18 protein-coding genes are annotated in these 15,411 nt (G+C 64.6%); 15 read left to right on the forward strand and 3 right to left on the reverse strand.

Annotated elements, in window-relative coordinates; translation table 11 throughout:
* Positions 1 to 171 precede the first annotated feature (171 nt).
* Positions 172 to 384 (forward strand): hypothetical protein, encoded by a 213-nt coding sequence (locus tag MFF62_RS12775; protein ID WP_238263483.1) that lies wholly within the window; start codon positions 172 to 174, stop codon positions 382 to 384.
* Between the two features lie 344 nt (positions 385 to 728).
* On the opposite strand, the gene MFF62_RS12780 is transcribed toward MFF62_RS12775, so the two are convergent.
* Complete coding sequence (locus MFF62_RS12780) at positions 729 to 881, reverse strand: hypothetical protein (protein ID WP_238263484.1); 153 nt, start codon at positions 879 to 881, stop codon at positions 729 to 731.
* Positions 882 to 1,150: 269 nt separating this feature from the next.
* Between MFF62_RS12780 and oxlT the strand changes: the two genes are divergently transcribed.
* Positions 1,151 to 2,476, forward strand: coding sequence for an oxalate/formate MFS antiporter (gene oxlT, locus MFF62_RS12785; protein WP_238263485.1), 1,326 nt, complete (start codon positions 1,151 to 1,153; stop codon positions 2,474 to 2,476).
* Positions 2,477 to 2,533: 57 nt separating this feature from the next.
* On the opposite strand, the gene MFF62_RS12790 is transcribed toward oxlT, so the two are convergent.
* Positions 2,534 to 3,433, reverse strand: a complete 900-nt coding sequence (locus tag MFF62_RS12790) for an alpha/beta fold hydrolase (protein WP_238263575.1) — start codon at positions 3,431 to 3,433, stop codon at positions 2,534 to 2,536.
* A 298-nt stretch (positions 3,434 to 3,731) separates the two neighbouring features.
* Entirely contained in the window at positions 3,732 to 4,352 is a 621-nt protein-coding gene (locus tag MFF62_RS12795) for a TetR/AcrR family transcriptional regulator (RefSeq protein WP_238263486.1), read from the reverse strand.
* Between the two features lie 283 nt (positions 4,353 to 4,635).
* On the opposite strand from MFF62_RS12795, the gene MFF62_RS12800 reads away from it, so the two are divergent.
* From MFF62_RS12800 to MFF62_RS12860, 13 genes are all read left to right on the forward strand, one after another.
* Positions 4,636 to 5,022: a helix-turn-helix domain-containing protein gene (locus MFF62_RS12800; protein ID WP_238263487.1), complete on the forward strand. Its 387-nt coding sequence runs from the start codon at positions 4,636 to 4,638 to the stop codon at positions 5,020 to 5,022.
* Positions 5,023 to 5,460: 438 nt separating this feature from the next.
* A complete protein-coding gene (hmgA, locus tag MFF62_RS12805) occupies positions 5,461 to 6,789 on the forward strand; it encodes a homogentisate 1,2-dioxygenase (protein WP_238263488.1) in 1,329 nt (442 codons plus the stop codon).
* A 19-nt stretch (positions 6,790 to 6,808) separates the two neighbouring features.
* Entirely contained in the window at positions 6,809 to 8,074 is a 1,266-nt protein-coding gene (fahA, locus tag MFF62_RS12810; RefSeq protein ID WP_238263489.1) for a fumarylacetoacetase, read from the forward strand.
* 200 nt (positions 8,075 to 8,274) lie between these two features.
* The gene (locus tag MFF62_RS12815) at positions 8,275 to 9,027 is read left to right on the forward strand and encodes a beta-ketoacyl synthase chain length factor (protein WP_238263490.1); all 753 of its coding nucleotides are present in this window, start codon (positions 8,275 to 8,277) and stop codon (positions 9,025 to 9,027) included.
* Positions 9,020 to 9,799, forward strand: coding sequence for a lysophospholipid acyltransferase family protein (locus MFF62_RS12820; RefSeq protein WP_238263491.1), 780 nt, complete (start codon positions 9,020 to 9,022; stop codon positions 9,797 to 9,799). The genes MFF62_RS12815 and MFF62_RS12820 overlap by 8 nt, the downstream gene beginning before the upstream one ends.
* Positions 9,786 to 10,055, forward strand: coding sequence for a phosphopantetheine-binding protein (locus MFF62_RS12825; protein WP_238263492.1), 270 nt, complete (start codon positions 9,786 to 9,788; stop codon positions 10,053 to 10,055). The genes MFF62_RS12820 and MFF62_RS12825 overlap by 14 nt, the downstream gene beginning before the upstream one ends.
* Before the next feature lie 67 nt (positions 10,056 to 10,122).
* On the forward strand, positions 10,123 to 10,383 hold the full coding sequence (locus MFF62_RS12830; protein WP_238263493.1) for an acyl carrier protein: 261 nt from the start codon (positions 10,123 to 10,125) through the stop codon (positions 10,381 to 10,383).
* 12 nt (positions 10,384 to 10,395) lie between these two features.
* Positions 10,396 to 10,953 (forward strand): COG4648 family protein, encoded by a 558-nt coding sequence (locus tag MFF62_RS12835; protein WP_238263494.1) that lies wholly within the window; start codon positions 10,396 to 10,398, stop codon positions 10,951 to 10,953.
* A complete protein-coding gene (locus MFF62_RS12840) occupies positions 10,946 to 12,619 on the forward strand; it encodes an ApeI family dehydratase (RefSeq protein ID WP_238263495.1) in 1,674 nt (557 codons plus the stop codon). The genes MFF62_RS12835 and MFF62_RS12840 overlap by 8 nt, the downstream gene beginning before the upstream one ends.
* On the forward strand, positions 12,616 to 13,368 hold the full coding sequence (locus tag MFF62_RS12845) for a glycosyltransferase family 2 protein (RefSeq protein ID WP_238263496.1): 753 nt from the start codon (positions 12,616 to 12,618) through the stop codon (positions 13,366 to 13,368). The genes MFF62_RS12840 and MFF62_RS12845 overlap by 4 nt, the downstream gene beginning before the upstream one ends.
* Positions 13,365 to 14,399: an LpxL/LpxP family acyltransferase gene (locus MFF62_RS12850; protein ID WP_238263497.1), complete on the forward strand. Its 1,035-nt coding sequence runs from the start codon at positions 13,365 to 13,367 to the stop codon at positions 14,397 to 14,399. The genes MFF62_RS12845 and MFF62_RS12850 overlap by 4 nt, the downstream gene beginning before the upstream one ends.
* Positions 14,377 to 14,793: an acyl-CoA thioesterase gene (locus MFF62_RS12855; RefSeq protein WP_238263576.1), complete on the forward strand. Its 417-nt coding sequence runs from the start codon at positions 14,377 to 14,379 to the stop codon at positions 14,791 to 14,793. Before MFF62_RS12850 ends, MFF62_RS12855 begins: the two co-directional genes overlap by 23 nt.
* On the forward strand, positions 14,790 to 15,410 hold the full coding sequence (locus tag MFF62_RS12860) for an outer membrane lipoprotein carrier protein LolA (RefSeq protein WP_238263498.1): 621 nt from the start codon (positions 14,790 to 14,792) through the stop codon (positions 15,408 to 15,410). The genes MFF62_RS12855 and MFF62_RS12860 overlap by 4 nt, the downstream gene beginning before the upstream one ends.
* Position 15,411: the final 1 nt, after the last annotated feature.

Below are 15,411 nucleotides of genomic sequence, written 5' to 3' on the forward strand. Positions count from 1 at the left end.
CCCACTTTCGACGGCGATTCGTCGGATTTTGAGACTAACAACGCACCCCATGGGGTGCGTTGTTGTTTTTAGAGCCAAGCCTCCACTGATATACCACATACCAAATATTTACAGACCTCGCAGTGCAGCATATAATGAATCCACCTTGATCCTTACGACTTAGGAGTTTTCATGAACGCTACCCTGCTTACCATCCTCGCCCTCGGTGTTGTTTCGCTTGGCGTCACCGTGACTTATGTGCTGGCCACCTTCCTGCCGATGGGTCTGCTGACCACCGCCCAGGAACACGGCCGTTTCGCTGGCCTGGGTTCGTCGGACGAGTCCACCGGCATCGGCAGCTCGGCATCGGACATGATCCTGCAACCGCGCTTCATGCACGCCTGATAGAGGCAACGGTTTTTCGTAGTGCCCGCAGTACCCGTAGTACCCGCAGTTTGGTTGAAGTTTGGTTGTACTGAAGTGAATGGGATGTTGTAGCGGCCGGCAACTCCCGCAGTACGTATTGCCCGCAGTCCTCAGCGGCCGTTTTCTTCTGCTTTCCCCAGCAGTTCTCCCGTGCCTCTGCGCCCGTCGACCTAAGGTCCCGCGACGCAGTCTGGCATGCGTCTCCCGAGGCCTCCCGGGACGATCTGATTCCCTGTCTTTCTGCCTTTTTCCCTTTTTGTCCTATCCGTTGCGCTGGTTTCTTTCATTCGCTCTGTGACTGAATGCTTGCGAATTCAGTCGCTTCATTTCTGATTCAGGCATCGAAAGCGGGTCGGTATTTTCCCTACGGCGGGTTTATCCGCGACATGCGCCGCAGCAATTTCCATTGATGCGCGATCCATGGCCAAGCTCTTGATTTGAAAGGAATGAAGGCCGTGTGAAAGGAGGGTTTTCATGCCCCCACTGCACCAGTCGCACGCTTCACTCGACTGCATGCTTTCGAATGTCTGCCTGATAAGTCAGGCAGCGCGCCGAATCGACTTGACTTGGTTGATATACCACATACTGTATAGCACTAGGACGGCTAAGCCGTTCGACACATAAAAGCAAAAAAGCAGAAAAGTACAAAAGCAAAAAGTCGGAATAACAAGGCAACACACACCACTGGCATCCAATGCAGATGCCCATTCCACAACGGCGGGCCCACCCGTCAGAAGGAGACACCATGGAAATTCAGCAAAGCGCACGCGCGCAGGCGTCCTGGTATGCATCGCCGTGGATGCAACTTGTGTTTGGCGTGATCTGTATGGCAATGATCGCCAACATGCAGTACGGCTGGACCCTCTTCGTCAATCCCATCGACGAGAAGTACAACTGGGGCCGCACGGCCATCCAGGTGGCATTCACCATCTTCGTGGTTACTGAAACTTGGCTGGTGCCGATCGAAGGTTATCTCGTCGACAAGTACGGCCCGCGCCCGGTAGTGGTGGGTGGCGGCCTGCTGTGCGCGGTGGCCTGGGCGCTGAATTCGGTGGCCTCGACGCTGCCGATGCTCTACGTGGCCGCGGCAATTGGTGGCGTAGGTGCCGGCGCGGTGTACGGCACCTGCGTGGGTAATGCGCTCAAGTGGTTCCCGAATCGCCGGGGCCTGGCGGCCGGGTTGACCGCCGCGGGGTTTGGCGCAGGCTCGGCAGCCACCGTGGTGCCGATCGCCAACATGATCAAGTCCAGCGGCTATGAGGCAACGTTCCTGTACTTCGGTCTGGGGCAGGGCATCATCGTCATGATCCTGGGCGTGCTGCTGCTGCCGCCGTCGGCCAAGATCCTGGCGGACGTGAAGTCCGCGCTCAAGGCTACCGCCACCTATAACGCGTCGCCGCGCCAGGTGCTGTCGTCGCCGATCTTCTGGGTCATGTACGCGATGTTCGTGATGATGGCGGCGGGTGGCCTGATGGCCACCGCGCAGCTGGGTCCGATCGCCAAGGACTTTGGCCTGCACGATTCGCCTGTGTCGATCTGGGGCCTGACCCTTCCGGCACTGACGTTCGCGCTGACCATCGACCGCGTGCTCAACGGCCTGACGCGCCCGTTCTTCGGCTGGGTGTCCGATAACATCGGTCGCGAGAACACCATGTTCCTGGCGTTCGCCGTGGAAGCCGTCGGTATTCTGCTGCTGGCACGATACGGCCATAACCCGGTCGCGTTCGTGGTGCTGACCGGTATCGTGTTCTTTGCCTGGGGCGAAATCTACAGCCTGTTCCCGGCAACCTGCGGCGATACCTTCGGGCCGAAGTTCGCAGCGACCAACGCCGGCATGCTCTACACGGCCAAGGGTACGGCCGCGTTGCTGGTGCCGTTCTCCAGCGTGATCACGGCGGCTACGGGCGACTGGTATGCGGTGTTCATGCTGGCCTCCGGCATGGCTGCGGTGTCCGCGCTGCTGGCCATCTTCGTGCTCAAGCCGATGCGCGAGGCCCATGCCAGAAAATACGTCCAGGACAACACTACGGCGCCGATGGGATATCGGGCAGTACCGGACGACCTGACCTGAGTCTGACCCGCTCGACAAAAAGCCCGCTGTAAGCGGGCTTTTTGTTTTCCTGCCGCCTTATTGCGGCGCGGGCGTTCTGGACACGATTCGTGGCGCGGCGGGGGCGGCCGCCAATCCGCAGACAAAGCGCGTCACGTGCGCAGCCACATCGGGATCGCGCAGGATGCGCCGATGACCCAGGCCCTCGGTGGTCACCAGGCGCGAATCGGGCCAGGCGCCTGCGATGGCCGCGCCATCTTCCCAGCGAACCTCGCGGTCGTTGCGGTCATGGATCACCAGCAGCGGCGGCACGGGTCGCGTGCGGCCAACATCGGGCACATTGAACGTGGCCCAGCTCGCGCCCAGCCATTGCTCGCTGCGTTGCTGCATGCGGTCCAGCACATGCGGCGCGATACCCAGTTGCCATGCCAGTGACGAGCAGGCGTCGTACATGTCTGCCGGCGCGCCGATCATGGCCACGCCGCGTGCGGGCAATCCTTCGCGAATAGCCTGGGCTGCCGCTGCGCCACCCAGCGAATGCGCCACTACGGCATGCACCGGTCCCACGTGCCATGCCACGGCAAGCAGCGAGCGGGCCATCTCCAGGATCGAGGTCTGCTGCTGGCCACGGGCGCCGGCATCGGATGCCCCGTGCGACAGCGCGTCGAATGCCACCACGCGCATGCCGGCGGACAGCAGGCCGGTGACCACCGTATGCCACTGGCCGGCATTGCCACCCCAGCCGTGGGCCAGCAGCACGACGGGTCCCTTGCTACCCCAGCGATACACTCGCACGCGGCGGCTGGCGCCCTGGCCGGTCACGAGTGCCCACTCGGTGCGCGCGGTATCCAGAAGCCGACGGCCCTCTGGACTGGTCTTGCCGCGCGGCGGGCTGAACCACAGCCGCTCCAGCGCCGTGGCCGTTGCTGCCGGAAACAGCAGGCTGCCCGCCTGCCAGCGCAGCCTGCGCCATGCCATCACGCCGGCCGCAAGTGCATCGGACACGCCACGCGGGCCGTGGGGGAGGGTGCCGCGCGATTCCGTAGCGGCGGCGGTTTGCGATGTGGATGACAGCACTTGCGGCACGACGAACTCCTCCAACGGATCAAATACCGACCTGGCCGATGACAAGACCCCATTGGCCTTATCTTTTTTATGCTTTACGACCGACCAGTCGTGCTATTTTCTGTGCAAGAAAATACGGCAAGAATGCCGTCTGTATCACGCGACGCTGCCTGGCGATCGGTGGGTGCAACGCTGCGGCAACCCGGCCCGATCAGTCTGTACCGGTAGCCTCGCTGGCGCGATTCTCCTTCACGTCATTGACGAGCCGGGCAAACGCGCGTCGTGCCATGACTTCCGCATCGCCGCGTGCCATCAGCCGGGACGACGATTGAAACGACATCCCGATGCCCACCATTTCGAACGCGAACTGGCGTGGATTGGTATCGGCGCGCAGGTCGCCTTCATCGGCGGCGTCGGTGATGACACGCACGATGGTGCTGTGCCAGTCCTTGAACGCCTGCACCAGCCCGTCACGGATGACGCCAGGACGATTGCGGTACTCCTGCGACAGTGCCATGAACACGCAACCGCCTTCGATCACGGCGCCGGCAATCCACGTCAGATATCCGTCGAACAGCTTTTCCAGCCTGGTGATGCCGCGCTTCTCGCGCATGGCCGGCTGCACGACGATTTCGGAGAAACGCTCCATCGCACGTGCGAGCACCGCCTCCTGCAACGCTTCCTTTGACTTGAAGTGAGCGTAGAGCCCGCTTTTCGACATATTGGTGTCGGCGGCCAGCGTGGCGAGCGACAACTGCTCGAAGCCGACCTGTGTCGCCGACTCCAGGGCTTGTTCGATGATCGCAGTGCGCGTGAGCTGTCCTTTTTGCATGGGCTTGAGAATAGCACGACCGGTCGGTTTGTCAACTTGCCTTGTGCCACACATGGACGATACTGATGTGACGTCAACGCAAAGCGTGCACTACCGTTATGTGTTGGCGGCAGCAGGATGCTGTGCTTTATCCGCCGTTTGGATGAGAGTCTTGCGGCAGAGATCAAGCCATCATAAGAAATCTGTAAAAGTGTTCCACAACAGACCTTACGGAATGCTTTACGTGCTCTATACTCGAATGCACGTCCGCGCACTTTTTTTTCACTGGTGACTGGAGACCGACATGAACAGTACAGCCGTGCCAAGAGGCGCTAGCGAACCGTTCCGGCAACTGCGGGCGTTGCGTCGAGCGCGCAAGCTCAAGCAGGAGGACGTCGCCCGTAAGGCCGGGATTTCCCGTGAGGCATATTTGCGTGCCGAATCGGGTCAGGCCGATCCGCGTATGTCCACTTTCCTGGCGGCCTGCGAGGCGCTGGGGCTTGAAGTGGTGCTGGCACCGCAACATCTTGCCGCCGATGTAAACGCGTTCATTGCCAGCCGCAACGGCGGCGTGACGGCCGCCTCGATGGCTGGCCAGCCCGCCGCACCCGCAGCCCAGCCCGCATCCGCGCCGTCGACCGGCGGATTCGGTTCGGGGCCTGCATCGGGAGAGGGCCACAAGCCCGTCTGATCCCACTGGATTCGTGACAGGACAGGACAATCGTCCAGTCCTGTCACGAATTCGATCACAGTGTCTGCAGGCTGACGCCTGTGCGCTGCCGTTTCATCACGGCCGTCCCCCCGCGCGCCGTGACTGTCTGCTGCACGCCCTGCAGCGCGCGCGTTCGCGCGTGCACTTCACTTCTTTCCCGTTTTTTCTCCTGCTTTCGTTCGCGCGTCTCATTCGCTGCCCGGCTGCTCGCCTTGGCGCGACCGTGTTCGCCGGCCGTCGCCTATCGTAATTGTGGTTTGACATCGTTTCCTGCTGAGATTACGATCTGGTAAATCAATTTTACTAAACGTAATTTTAGCTTGTTGATGGAAGGATGCGGCCTTCGCGCCATATCCATGACAACACCACGAGAACATGCCGGCGTCCGAGCTGGCGAAGGTGTGAGAGGAAGACTTCATGACGCAAACACAATTGCCCGAGCAGGACACGGTGACGGCCGAGTACATGTCCGGCTTCGCCAACGAGTTCGCCACCGAGGCGCTGCCCGGCGCATTGCCAGTTGGCCGCAATTCGCCGCAGCGCGCGCCCTATGGCCTGTATGCCGAACAGCTTTCCGGCACGGCGTTCACCGCGCCGCGTGCGCACAACCGTCGTTCCTGGCTGTACCGGATTCGCCCGGCGGCCATGCACAAGCCGTTCACGCGGATCGAGCAGGACCGCTGGATGAGCCGGTTCGACGAAGTGCCGCCGTCGCCAAACCAGTTGCGCTGGAGCCCGCCGCCCATGCCGACGGTGCCCACCGATTTCGTGGACGGCATTGTCACCATGGCGGGCAATGGCGGCCCCGATGCGCAGACCGGCTGCGGCATCCACCTGTATCTGGCCAACCAGTCGATGCAGGATCGCTTCTTCTATAACGCCGACGGCGAGATGCTGATCGTGCCGCAGCAGGGCCGATTGCTGATCAGCACCGAAATGGGCCGCCTGGCCGTCGAGCCGCAGGAAATCGTGGTCATTCCGCGAGGCGTTCGCTTCCGTGTGGAACTGCCGGATGGCGAGGCGCGCGGCTATATCTGCGAGAACTTCGGCGCGCTGTTCAAGCTGCCGGACCTGGGCGTGATCGGTTCCAACGGTCTGGCCAATCCGCGAGACTTCTTGACGCCGGTGGCCAGCTACGAAGATCGCGAAGGCAAATTCGAACTGGTGGCACGTTTCCAGGGCAACCTCTGGCGGGCCGAGATCGACCACTCGCCGCTGGACGTGGTGGCGTGGCATGGCAACTACGCGCCGTACAAGTACGACCTGCGACACTTCAACACGATTGGTTCGATCAGCTTCGATCATCCCGATCCATCGATCTTCCTGGTGCTGCAGTCGCCGTCCGACACGCCGGGCGTGGATACCATCGATTTCGTGATCTTTGGCCCGCGCTGGCTGGCGGCGCAAGATACGTTCCGCCCGCCCTGGTTCCATCGCAATATCGCCAGCGAGTTCATGGGCCTGATTGCCGGCGTCTACGACGCCAAGGCCGAAGGATTCGCGCCGGGCGGCGCCAGCCTGCACAATTGCATGAGCGGGCATGGCCCAGACGCCGAGACCTTCGAACGTGCCTCGGCGTCCGACACCGGCACGCCGCACCACATCACGGACACCATGGCCTTCATGTTCGAAACGCCGGGCGTGATCCGACCCACCCGACACGCCGCCGAATCAGCGCTGCTGCAGCACGACTACTACACGTGCTGGCAGGGCCTGAAGAAGCATTTCAATCCGAACGTGCGCTGATTTCCGGAGTTTCACGACAATGACCGCCCCTAAGACCAGCTGGGTCGACTCGGCCAACGACGGCCAGACCCATTTCCCGCTGCAGAACCTGCCGTACGGCATCTTTTCAACTGGCAACGGCGCGCCGCGCGTGGGCGTGGCGATTGGCGACCAGGTGCTGGACCTGTCCGTGCTGGACGATGCCGGCCTGCTGCCCGCCGCGGCCAAGGGCACGTTTGCCGCCGCCACGCTGAACGGCTTCATTGCGCTGGGCAAACCGGTGTGGACGGAGACCCGCGCCCGCCTGACGCAGCTGCTGTCCGCCGATGACAAGACGCTGGCCGGCAACGCCGCGCTGCGCGACAAGGCGCTGGTGCCGATGTCGTCGGCTACGCTGCACCTGCCGGTAAATATCCCCGGTTACACGGATTTCTATTCGTCGCGCGAGCACGCCACCAATGTCGGCCGCATGTTCCGCGACCCGGCCAACGCGTTGCTGCCGAACTGGCTGGAAATTCCGATCGGCTACAACGGCCGGGCCAGCTCGGTGGTGGTCAGCGGCACGCCGCTGCGCCGCCCCAACGGCCAGATCAAGCTGCCGGACGAAGCGCGCCCGGTGTTCAGCCCGTGCCGCAAGCTCGATTACGAACTGGAAATGGCCTTCATCGTCGGCCAGCCGTCGAACCTGGGCGAGCCGGTCAGCACCGCCGACGCACCCGCGCACATGTTCGGCATGGTGATCCTGAACGACTGGAGCGCGCGCGACATCCAGCAATGGGAATACGTGCCGCTGGGTCCGTTCAACAGCAAGGGCTTCGGTACGTCGATCTCGCCCTGGGTGGTGACGATGGACGCCCTCGATCCGTTCCGTAGCGACAATCCCGAACAGTCGCCCGAGCCGCTGGAGTACCTGCGCCAACCGGCGCGCAATGCCTACGACATCGGCCTGGAGGTCGCCATCCAGCCGCAGGGCGCGGCGACGGCCACCACAGTGTGCCGCACCAACTTCAAGGCGATGTACTGGACCATGGCACAGCAACTGGCCCACCACACGGTGTCCGGCTGCAACGTACGTGTGGGCGACCTGATGGGCTCGGGCACGATCAGCGGCACCACGCTCGATTCGTTCGGCAGCCTGCTGGAAACCACGCGTAACGGCGCCGAGCGCGTGACGCTGGCCGGCGGCTCCACGCGCGGCTTCCTGGAAGACGGCGACACCGTGGTGATGACGGGCTGGTGCCAGGGCGATGGCTACCGCGTGGGCTTTGGCGAAGTGAGCGGAACGATCCTGCCAGCGCCTCGCTGACCCCCTCCAATGCCATGCGCCCACTGGCGGCGCATACGACAGGGCAGATCCGGCAGAGTGCCGCATCTGCCCTGTTACAATTTTGCGCTCCAGTTACGTTCTGGCACAGCCAGCCCTGGGAGCGGCGTGGGAGAATGCGTCGCCGACCAGATATCCCAGGCTGACAGCAGACCAGATCACTTTCTCCCCACGCGCACGGCATGGCACTTCAATTCGACATTCGCGCATGGGCTGCCTGTGCGCCGGCATTGCAGGCCGCCTCGGACTGGCGAGCGTGGAGCCGTGCGCCGTGGCTGCCGGAAGGGACCGATCTGCCACCTCTTGCGGCGATGGCGCCGATGCTGCGCCGTCGCGTCAACCTGACCGGCCGCGCCGCATTGCTTCCCGCCTATGGCCTCGCCGCAGGCGAGGGCGCGCCTGATGCCTTGCCGGCCGTATTTGCATCGCGCCATGGCGATTCCCACCGTGCCTTCGAAATGCTGAACGAACTGGCGGCCACGCAGCCCCTGTCGCCAACAGCGTTCGGGCTTTCCGTTCACAACGCCATCGGCGCGCTGTTTTCCATCGACCGTCACGATCCGTCCAACATGCAGGCCATCGCGGCTGGCCGCGACACCGTGGAGAACGCGCTGGTCGAGGCGTGCGGCATGCTGGCCGACGGCGCTCCCGAGGTGCTGGTGGTCTGCTACGACGCGCCGCTTCCCCAACCGTACCTCGACTTCGCCGACGAGCCGCAGTGCCTGTTTGGCTGGGCCTGGCGCGTCGGCAAGCCGGAAGGGGGCCATGCGGCCTTCAGCCTCGAAATCGTCGATCCAGGCAGCCTGTCATCGACGCCCCCGGGCGACGCGCTGCTGCCCCATGGCCTCGACGTGCTTCGCTTCGTGCTGTCCGACGACCAGACGCTCACGCATCGTGGCGAGCACGCCGCATGGAGGTGGCAGCGACATGGCTGACCACATCGAGCGTGGCTGGCGGGTGCTGGCCACGGCACTTTGCTTTGGCGTCTTCGGCATCGGCGGCTTGCTGGTGCGACTGGTGGTGTTTCCGCTGCTGGCGCTGATGCCGTGGTCGCCCGCCACCCATCGCCGGGTTTGCCGCGACGTCATCCACCATGCACTGCGCTTTTTTCTCTGGCTGATGCGGGCGCTCGGCGTGATCCAGTACCAGGTGCGCAACGGCGAACGGCTGCGCCGCGGCGGGCTGCTGATCGTTGCCAATCACCCTTCGCTGATCGATATCGTGTTCCTGATGGCGCTCACGCGCGGGGCCGATTGCGTGGTCAAGGCAGCACTGGCCCGCAACCCGTTCACGCGCGGCACGGTAGCGGCAGCCGGATGGATTCGAAACGATGCCGGCGGCATGTCGCTGGTGGAAGACTGCATCGCGTCACTGAAGGCGGGCAGCAACCTGATCATTTTTCCGGAGGGCACGCGTACGCGCCCGGGCGAGCCGCTGCTGCTGCAGCGCGGCGCGGCCAACGTGGCGGTGCGGGGTGGCTTTGACCTGACGCCGGTGGTGATTCGCTGCGAACCGCCTACGCTGACAAAAGGAGAGAAGTGGTATCGCGTACCATCGCGGCGGCCGCGCTACGAGATCGATGTCCATCCCGATTTCAGCGTGGCGCCGTGGATGCCGGGCGATACCGAGGTCGTGCAGGCAGTCAGGCGCCTGACGCGGTCGCTATCCGAATTTTTTACGAGGGAGATCCGCCGTGAAGGCGCTTGAACAGGAAATCAAGGAACTCATCATCGCGTCGCTGTCTCTCGAAGACATCAAGCCGGACGACATCGATGCCGAGGCGCCGTTGTTTGTCGAAGGCCTGGGGCTCGATTCCATCGATGCGCTCGAACTGGGGCTGGCGCTCCAGAAGAAGTACGGCATCACGATGAAGGGCGACAAGGAAGAGATGCGCGCCAGGTTTGCCAACGTGGCCACGCTGGCGGCGTTTGTGCAGGCGCAACGGGACAAGTCGGGCAGTTGAACGGCCGATCGGGCACCTGCAAGTGTATTTATATCAACATTTTCGACGGGGGAATGCGGAGCAAACCATGACGCACGACGACATCCTTGCACGCGTGGTGGCGGTGCTCGAACAGATGTTCGAGATCGCGCCCGAGCGGATCACGCTCGAAGCCCGCCTCTACGACGATCTCGATATCGACAGCATCGACGCGGTTGACCTGCTTGTCAGACTGAAACCGATGTTGGACCGGCCCCTGAAACCGGAACAATTCAAGTCGGTGAGGACGGTGGGCGATGTGGTGAATACGCTCGCCCAGTTGATCGATTCCCCGGCGGCCACCGCCTGAACCCAGACCGGCATGAGATGGCGCAAATGGGGGCTGGGACTGCTGACGATGGCATACCCGCTCGTAATCTATTTTGGCTTACAGCACTATTCGCCGCGTGTGATGGCGCTGGCGCTGCTCGCGCTCGCGCTGCTGCGCGCCACCACCAGCCGCCAGGCGGGGTGGCGCGTGCTGGCGTTGCTGGCCGGGCTGCTGGCCATGGCGGTGCTGGTTTCCGACCATGCGCTGCCACTGAAGGTCTATCCGGTGCTGGTGAACGTGGGGCTGCTGGCCGTCTTCGGCTGGAGCCTGGCCCATCCGCCGACGCTGGTGGAGCGGCTGGCCCGTCTGCGCGAGCCTGATCTGCCGGCGCACGGCGTGGCCTATACGCGTCGGGTGACGCAGGCCTGGTGTGTGTTCTTCGTCTGCAATGGCGCGATTGCTGCCATCACGACGTTTGCCGCCAGCGACCGGGTTTGGGCGCTCTATAACGGCGCCATTGCCTATGGCCTGATCGGTGCCATGTTTGCCGGCGAATGGCTGGTGCGCCAGCGCGTCCGGGCGCGGCACGCGGAGCGGCATCATGGCTGAGTACCCGATCGACGTGCGGGGCGTGATGCACCGACTGGCCATGCAGGCCGACGACCCGAGTGGTTTCGTGGCGCGCGCAGCCGCATGGCGCCACGCGTTCGCGTCGCGGCCGGGGCAGCGCTGGGTTCTTTACTTCGAACGTCCCGATGAATTCGCGGCGGCCTTGTTTGGCGCATGGCACGCCGGCAAGCATGTGGTGCTGCCGGGCGATGCGCGCCCGCAAACCATCGCGGCGCTGGGCGACACCGTGGACGGCCTGGCGGGCGATCTGCCGCACGCGCTGCAGGCCGCGCCCGATGTCCCGGCATTCGACTGGCAGCCGCTGGCGCCCCGCGATACCTGGCTCACGCTGTTCACATCGGGATCGACCGGCGCACCCGTGGCGTTGCCCAAGCGACTGGCTCAGCTCGACGCCGAGATCGCGGCATTGCAGCAGGCGTTCGGCGCGAAATTTCCGGCCGAGGCGCGCGTCTTCACCACGGTATCGCACCAGCACATCTATGGATTGCTGTTCACGGTCCTGTGGCCGCTGGCGACAGGGCGTGCCATGCCGCAGGCGCGGCTGGCGTTCCTGGAGGAACTGTCGAGCGAATGCGCCGATGATTCCACGCCGGTAATACTGGTCAGCAGCCCGGCGCATCTGAAGCGCCTGCCGCTGGCCGACTGGTCCGCAACGCAAACGGTGTTGCGCGCCGTATTCTCGTCGGGCGGCCCGCTGCCTGCCGATGCCTCGACCGAAGTGCTGCGTTGCCTGGGGCAGTCGCCCATCGAGGTGTTCGGCAGCTCCGAGACCGGCGGCGTGGCGTGGCGCCAGCGTGCGCTGCACGACGATGCCTGGACGCCGCTGCCCGGTGTGGCGTGGCGACTCCAGGACGGACAGCTCGCGGTACGTTCCGCGCATCTGCCCGACGACAACTGGCATGTCTGCGCGGATCGCGCGCTGCCCACCCAGGAAGGCGGCTTCGTGCTGGCCGGCCGGGCCGACCGCATCGTCAAGATCGAGGAAAAGCGCATTTCGCTCAGCGCCATCGAGCAGCGTCTTGCCGCGTCGCCGCTGGTGCGCGAAGCCCGCGTGGCGATGATTGCCACGGCCGTGGGCGAACGCGTCGGCGCTGTGGTGGTGCTGGCCGATGCAGGGCGGGCGCTGATCGATACGGAAGGCCGCCCCGCGATGAACCGCGCCTTGCGTACGTGGCTGGGCGGCTCCGTCGATCCCGTGGCACTGCCGCGCCGCTGGCTCTATACGCGCGAATTGCCCGCCAATGCACAAGGCAAGACCACCGAGGCCATGCTGCGCGAACTGTTCCGGCACGTGGTGCCGGCGGCGCACTGGCTCGATGCCGACGCCACATCGGCGCAGGCCGAGCTTGATATCGCCGAGGATCTGGCTGTATTCGACGGCCACTTTCCCGGCATGCCCATCGTGCCGGGCGTGGCGCAGGTGGACTGGGTCATGGCGCTGGCGCCCGAGCGGCTGGCCATTCCGCCGCGCGACCGCTTTGCGCGGCTCGACATGCTCAAGTTCCATGCCGTGATTCGCCCCGGCGCCCGCGTCAGGTTGTCGCTGGAGTGGCAGCCGGCCGAATGCGTACTGGGTTTCCGATTCACCTCCGATGCCGGCGCGCATGCGAGCGGCAAGATCATTTTTCACCCCATAGCTTCATGAGCGCAGCGTTTCGTCCCATCGTGCTGGTTCCGGTCTACGACCACGAGCATGCCATTGGCGCCATGGTCGAGGCCATCCTGCGCCATCCGTGGCCGTGCCTGCTGGTCGACGATGGCAGCGGCCCCGCGTGCGAGACCGTGCTGCGCCAGATCGCCGATGCGAACCCGGGCCGCGTGCTGCTGGAGCGCCTGCCCCACAACCAGGGCAAGGGCGCGGCGATGATGGCCGGATTCCAGACGGCGGCGCGCCTGGGCTACACGCATGCGCTGCAGATCGACGCCGACGGCCAGCACGACGCCAATGACATCCCGCGCTTTCTGGCGCTGGCACAGTCGCATCCGGACGCGGTGGTCGCCGGGTATCCGGTCTACGACAAGACCGTGCCGATGCATCGTTTCTACTTCCGCTACCTGACGCACATCCTGGTCTGGCTGATTACGCTGTCGTTCGACATCCGCGACTCCATGTGCGGGCTGCGCGTGTACCCGCTGCACGCGGTGACGGCGCTGATGGCCGATACGCGCCTGGGCCACCACATGGAGTTCGACACCGAGGTCATCGTCAGGCTGTACTGGCGCGGCGCGACCGTCATCAACGTGCCCACGCGGGTCACGTATCCGTCCGATGGGGTATCGCACTTCCGCATGCTGCACGACAACGTGCTGATGGCCGGCATGCTGTCGAAGCTGTTCGTCGGCATGATCTGGCGCATGCCGTCGCTGCTGTGGCGCAAGGGGAGGGCGGCATGAGTATCGTCCATCCCGACCGGTCGGAGCACACACGGGAATCGTCGTCATCGCGCCACTGGAGCGCGCTTGGCGAGGCCACGTGCGTATGGGGCATCTGGCTGCTCTATGCGCTGTACCGCGTGTTCGGGCGCGTGCTGTTCCGTGCGGTGATGGTGCCCGTGGTGGCGTACTTCTGGCTGGCCTATCCGCTGGCGCGCCGGTCGTCGGGCGACTACTTGCGGCGCCTGGAAGCCGCCACCGGTGCCATCGGCACGCGGCCTACGTGGCGCCACTCGCTGTTCCACCTGTTCTCGTTCGGCGACACGATCCTGGACAAGCTGCTGGCCATCGGCGGCCGCTATCGCTTCGAGCACGTGACCAAGGAAGGTGCCGACGTCCTGCTCAAGCAGATTGCCAGCCGCCAGGGCGGCATCATCATGACGGCCCACGTGGGCTGCCTGGAGCTGTGCCGTGCCATGGCCAACCGCATCGACGGGCTGCGCCTGACCGTGCTGGTGCATTCGGCGCACGCCGAGCAGTTCAATCGCATCCTCGCGCGGCTCGACCCCGATTCGACGCTGCAGCTCTACCAGATCGACGATATCTCGCCGGCCACGGCCATCGAACTGTCGGCGCGCGTGCAGGCGGGCGAGTTCGTGGCGATTGCCGGCGACCGCGCGCCCGCGCATGGTGGCCGCGCTGTACGCGTGCCGTTCCTGGGCGCACCGGCGCGCTTTCCGGTCGGGCCATACGTGCTGGCCGCATTGCTCAAGTGCCCGTTGTTCGCGATGGGCTGCGTGCGTGCGGGCAACGGCCACGTGATCCGCTTCGCGGAGCTGGCCCGCGACGTGACGCTGCCGCGCGCCCACCGCGAGGCGCGGCTCGTGGAGCTGGCGCAGCGTTATGCGGCCTGGCTGGAACTGCTGGTCGTGCGCTCGCCGTTCGACTGGTTCAATTTCTACGAATTCTGGGCCGATGATCCGATCAGCGTCGGACGGCTAGATCCCTTGCAGGCAGCGCGCGACCATGATGCCGAACGTCCTGAGCCATGAAATCGAGCTGACGCCCGCCTTTCACGACCTCGATCCGATGGACGTGGTGTGGCATGGCAACTACTTGCGCTACTTCGAACTGGCGCGTTGCGCGTTGCTGCAGCAGATCGACTACGACTACCCGCAGATGCGCGAATCGGGCTATGCGTGGCCCATCATCGATATCCGGGTCAAGTATGTGCGTCCGCTGCGCTACGGCCAGCCGGTCATCGTGCGCGCCACGTTTGCCGAATGGGAGCACCGGCTCAAGATCCACTACGAGGCGCGCGACGCAGCCACCGGCAAGCGCCTGACGCGCGGCTTCTCGATCCAGGTGGCCGTGGACCTGGCGACGCAGGAGATGTTGTACGCCAGCCCGCCTGTGCTGCTGCAACGACTGGGAGTGCAATCATGATGCGCCGCGACGCATTGCGCATGCTGGCGGCCCTGGGCTGCCTGGCGGCGCTGCCGCTGCATGCCGAGGACCTGACCGCGGCCGTGGCCGCACGGCTCACCGATGCGCCGGTCATCCGGGGCAAGTTCGAGCAGACGCGGCGGCTGGCCGGCTTCAGCAATCCGTTGGTGTCGCACGGCGAATTCATCGTCGTTCGTGGCCGTGGTGTGCTGTGGAATACGCGTGACCCGGTCTCGTCGAGCCTGCTCGTCACGCCGCAAAAGCTCGTCATGCGCGGCGCCGACGGCAAGGTGCAGCAGCAACTGCAGGCCGACACCCAGCCCGCCATGCGCGTGGTGGGCGAGTCGATCATCGCCATGCTGCGGGGCGATTTCCGCAGCCTGTCCGCGCGCTTTGACGTGACCGGCAAGCTGGGCGCCGGCAAGGGCTGGACGCTCACGCTGGTACCGACCGATGCCGGCATGCGCCGCGCGTTCTCGCGCATCGACCTGTCCGGCGACCAGTTCGTGCGCGACGTGAAGCTGTCCGAGCCCAACGGCGACAGCACGGTCGTGAAGATGCTCGATCCCGCGGCGGCAAGCCGGCTCGATGCCACCGAGGAGCAGCGTTTTGAGTAAT

The sequence above is a fragment of the Cupriavidus pauculus genome, from assembly GCF_022179805.1.
Classification (GTDB): domain Bacteria; phylum Pseudomonadota; class Gammaproteobacteria; order Burkholderiales; family Burkholderiaceae; genus Cupriavidus; species Cupriavidus pauculus_E.

Excerpts from the sequence above, each read along its gene's own strand:
- MFF62_RS12775 (WP_238263483.1), top strand. The coding sequence starts at position 172 with ATGAACGCTACCCTGCTTACCATCCTCGCCCTCGGTGTTGTTTCGCTT.
- MFF62_RS12780 (WP_238263484.1), bottom strand. The coding sequence starts at position 881 with ATGAAAACCCTCCTTTCACACGGCCTTCATTCCTTTCAAATCAAGAGC.
- oxlT (WP_238263485.1), top strand. The coding sequence starts at position 1,151 with ATGGAAATTCAGCAAAGCGCACGCGCGCAGGCGTCCTGGTATGCATCG.
- MFF62_RS12790 (WP_238263575.1), bottom strand. The coding sequence starts at position 3,433 with ATGGCATGGCGCAGGCTGCGCTGGCAGGCGGGCAGCCTGCTGTTTCCG.
- MFF62_RS12795 (WP_238263486.1), bottom strand. The coding sequence starts at position 4,352 with ATGCAAAAAGGACAGCTCACGCGCACTGCGATCATCGAACAAGCCCTG.
- MFF62_RS12800 (WP_238263487.1), top strand. The coding sequence starts at position 4,636 with ATGAACAGTACAGCCGTGCCAAGAGGCGCTAGCGAACCGTTCCGGCAA.
- hmgA (WP_238263488.1), top strand. The coding sequence starts at position 5,461 with ATGACGCAAACACAATTGCCCGAGCAGGACACGGTGACGGCCGAGTAC.
- fahA (WP_238263489.1), top strand. The coding sequence starts at position 6,809 with ATGACCGCCCCTAAGACCAGCTGGGTCGACTCGGCCAACGACGGCCAG.
- MFF62_RS12815 (WP_238263490.1), top strand. The coding sequence starts at position 8,275 with ATGGCACTTCAATTCGACATTCGCGCATGGGCTGCCTGTGCGCCGGCA.
- MFF62_RS12820 (WP_238263491.1), top strand. The coding sequence starts at position 9,020 with ATGGCTGACCACATCGAGCGTGGCTGGCGGGTGCTGGCCACGGCACTT.
- MFF62_RS12830 (WP_238263493.1), top strand. The coding sequence starts at position 10,123 with ATGACGCACGACGACATCCTTGCACGCGTGGTGGCGGTGCTCGAACAG.
- MFF62_RS12835 (WP_238263494.1), top strand. The coding sequence starts at position 10,396 with ATGAGATGGCGCAAATGGGGGCTGGGACTGCTGACGATGGCATACCCG.
- MFF62_RS12840 (WP_238263495.1), top strand. The coding sequence starts at position 10,946 with ATGGCTGAGTACCCGATCGACGTGCGGGGCGTGATGCACCGACTGGCC.
- MFF62_RS12845 (WP_238263496.1), top strand. The coding sequence starts at position 12,616 with ATGAGCGCAGCGTTTCGTCCCATCGTGCTGGTTCCGGTCTACGACCAC.
- MFF62_RS12850 (WP_238263497.1), top strand. The coding sequence starts at position 13,365 with ATGAGTATCGTCCATCCCGACCGGTCGGAGCACACACGGGAATCGTCG.
- MFF62_RS12855 (WP_238263576.1), top strand. The coding sequence starts at position 14,377 with ATGCCGAACGTCCTGAGCCATGAAATCGAGCTGACGCCCGCCTTTCAC.
- MFF62_RS12860 (WP_238263498.1), top strand. The coding sequence starts at position 14,790 with ATGATGCGCCGCGACGCATTGCGCATGCTGGCGGCCCTGGGCTGCCTG.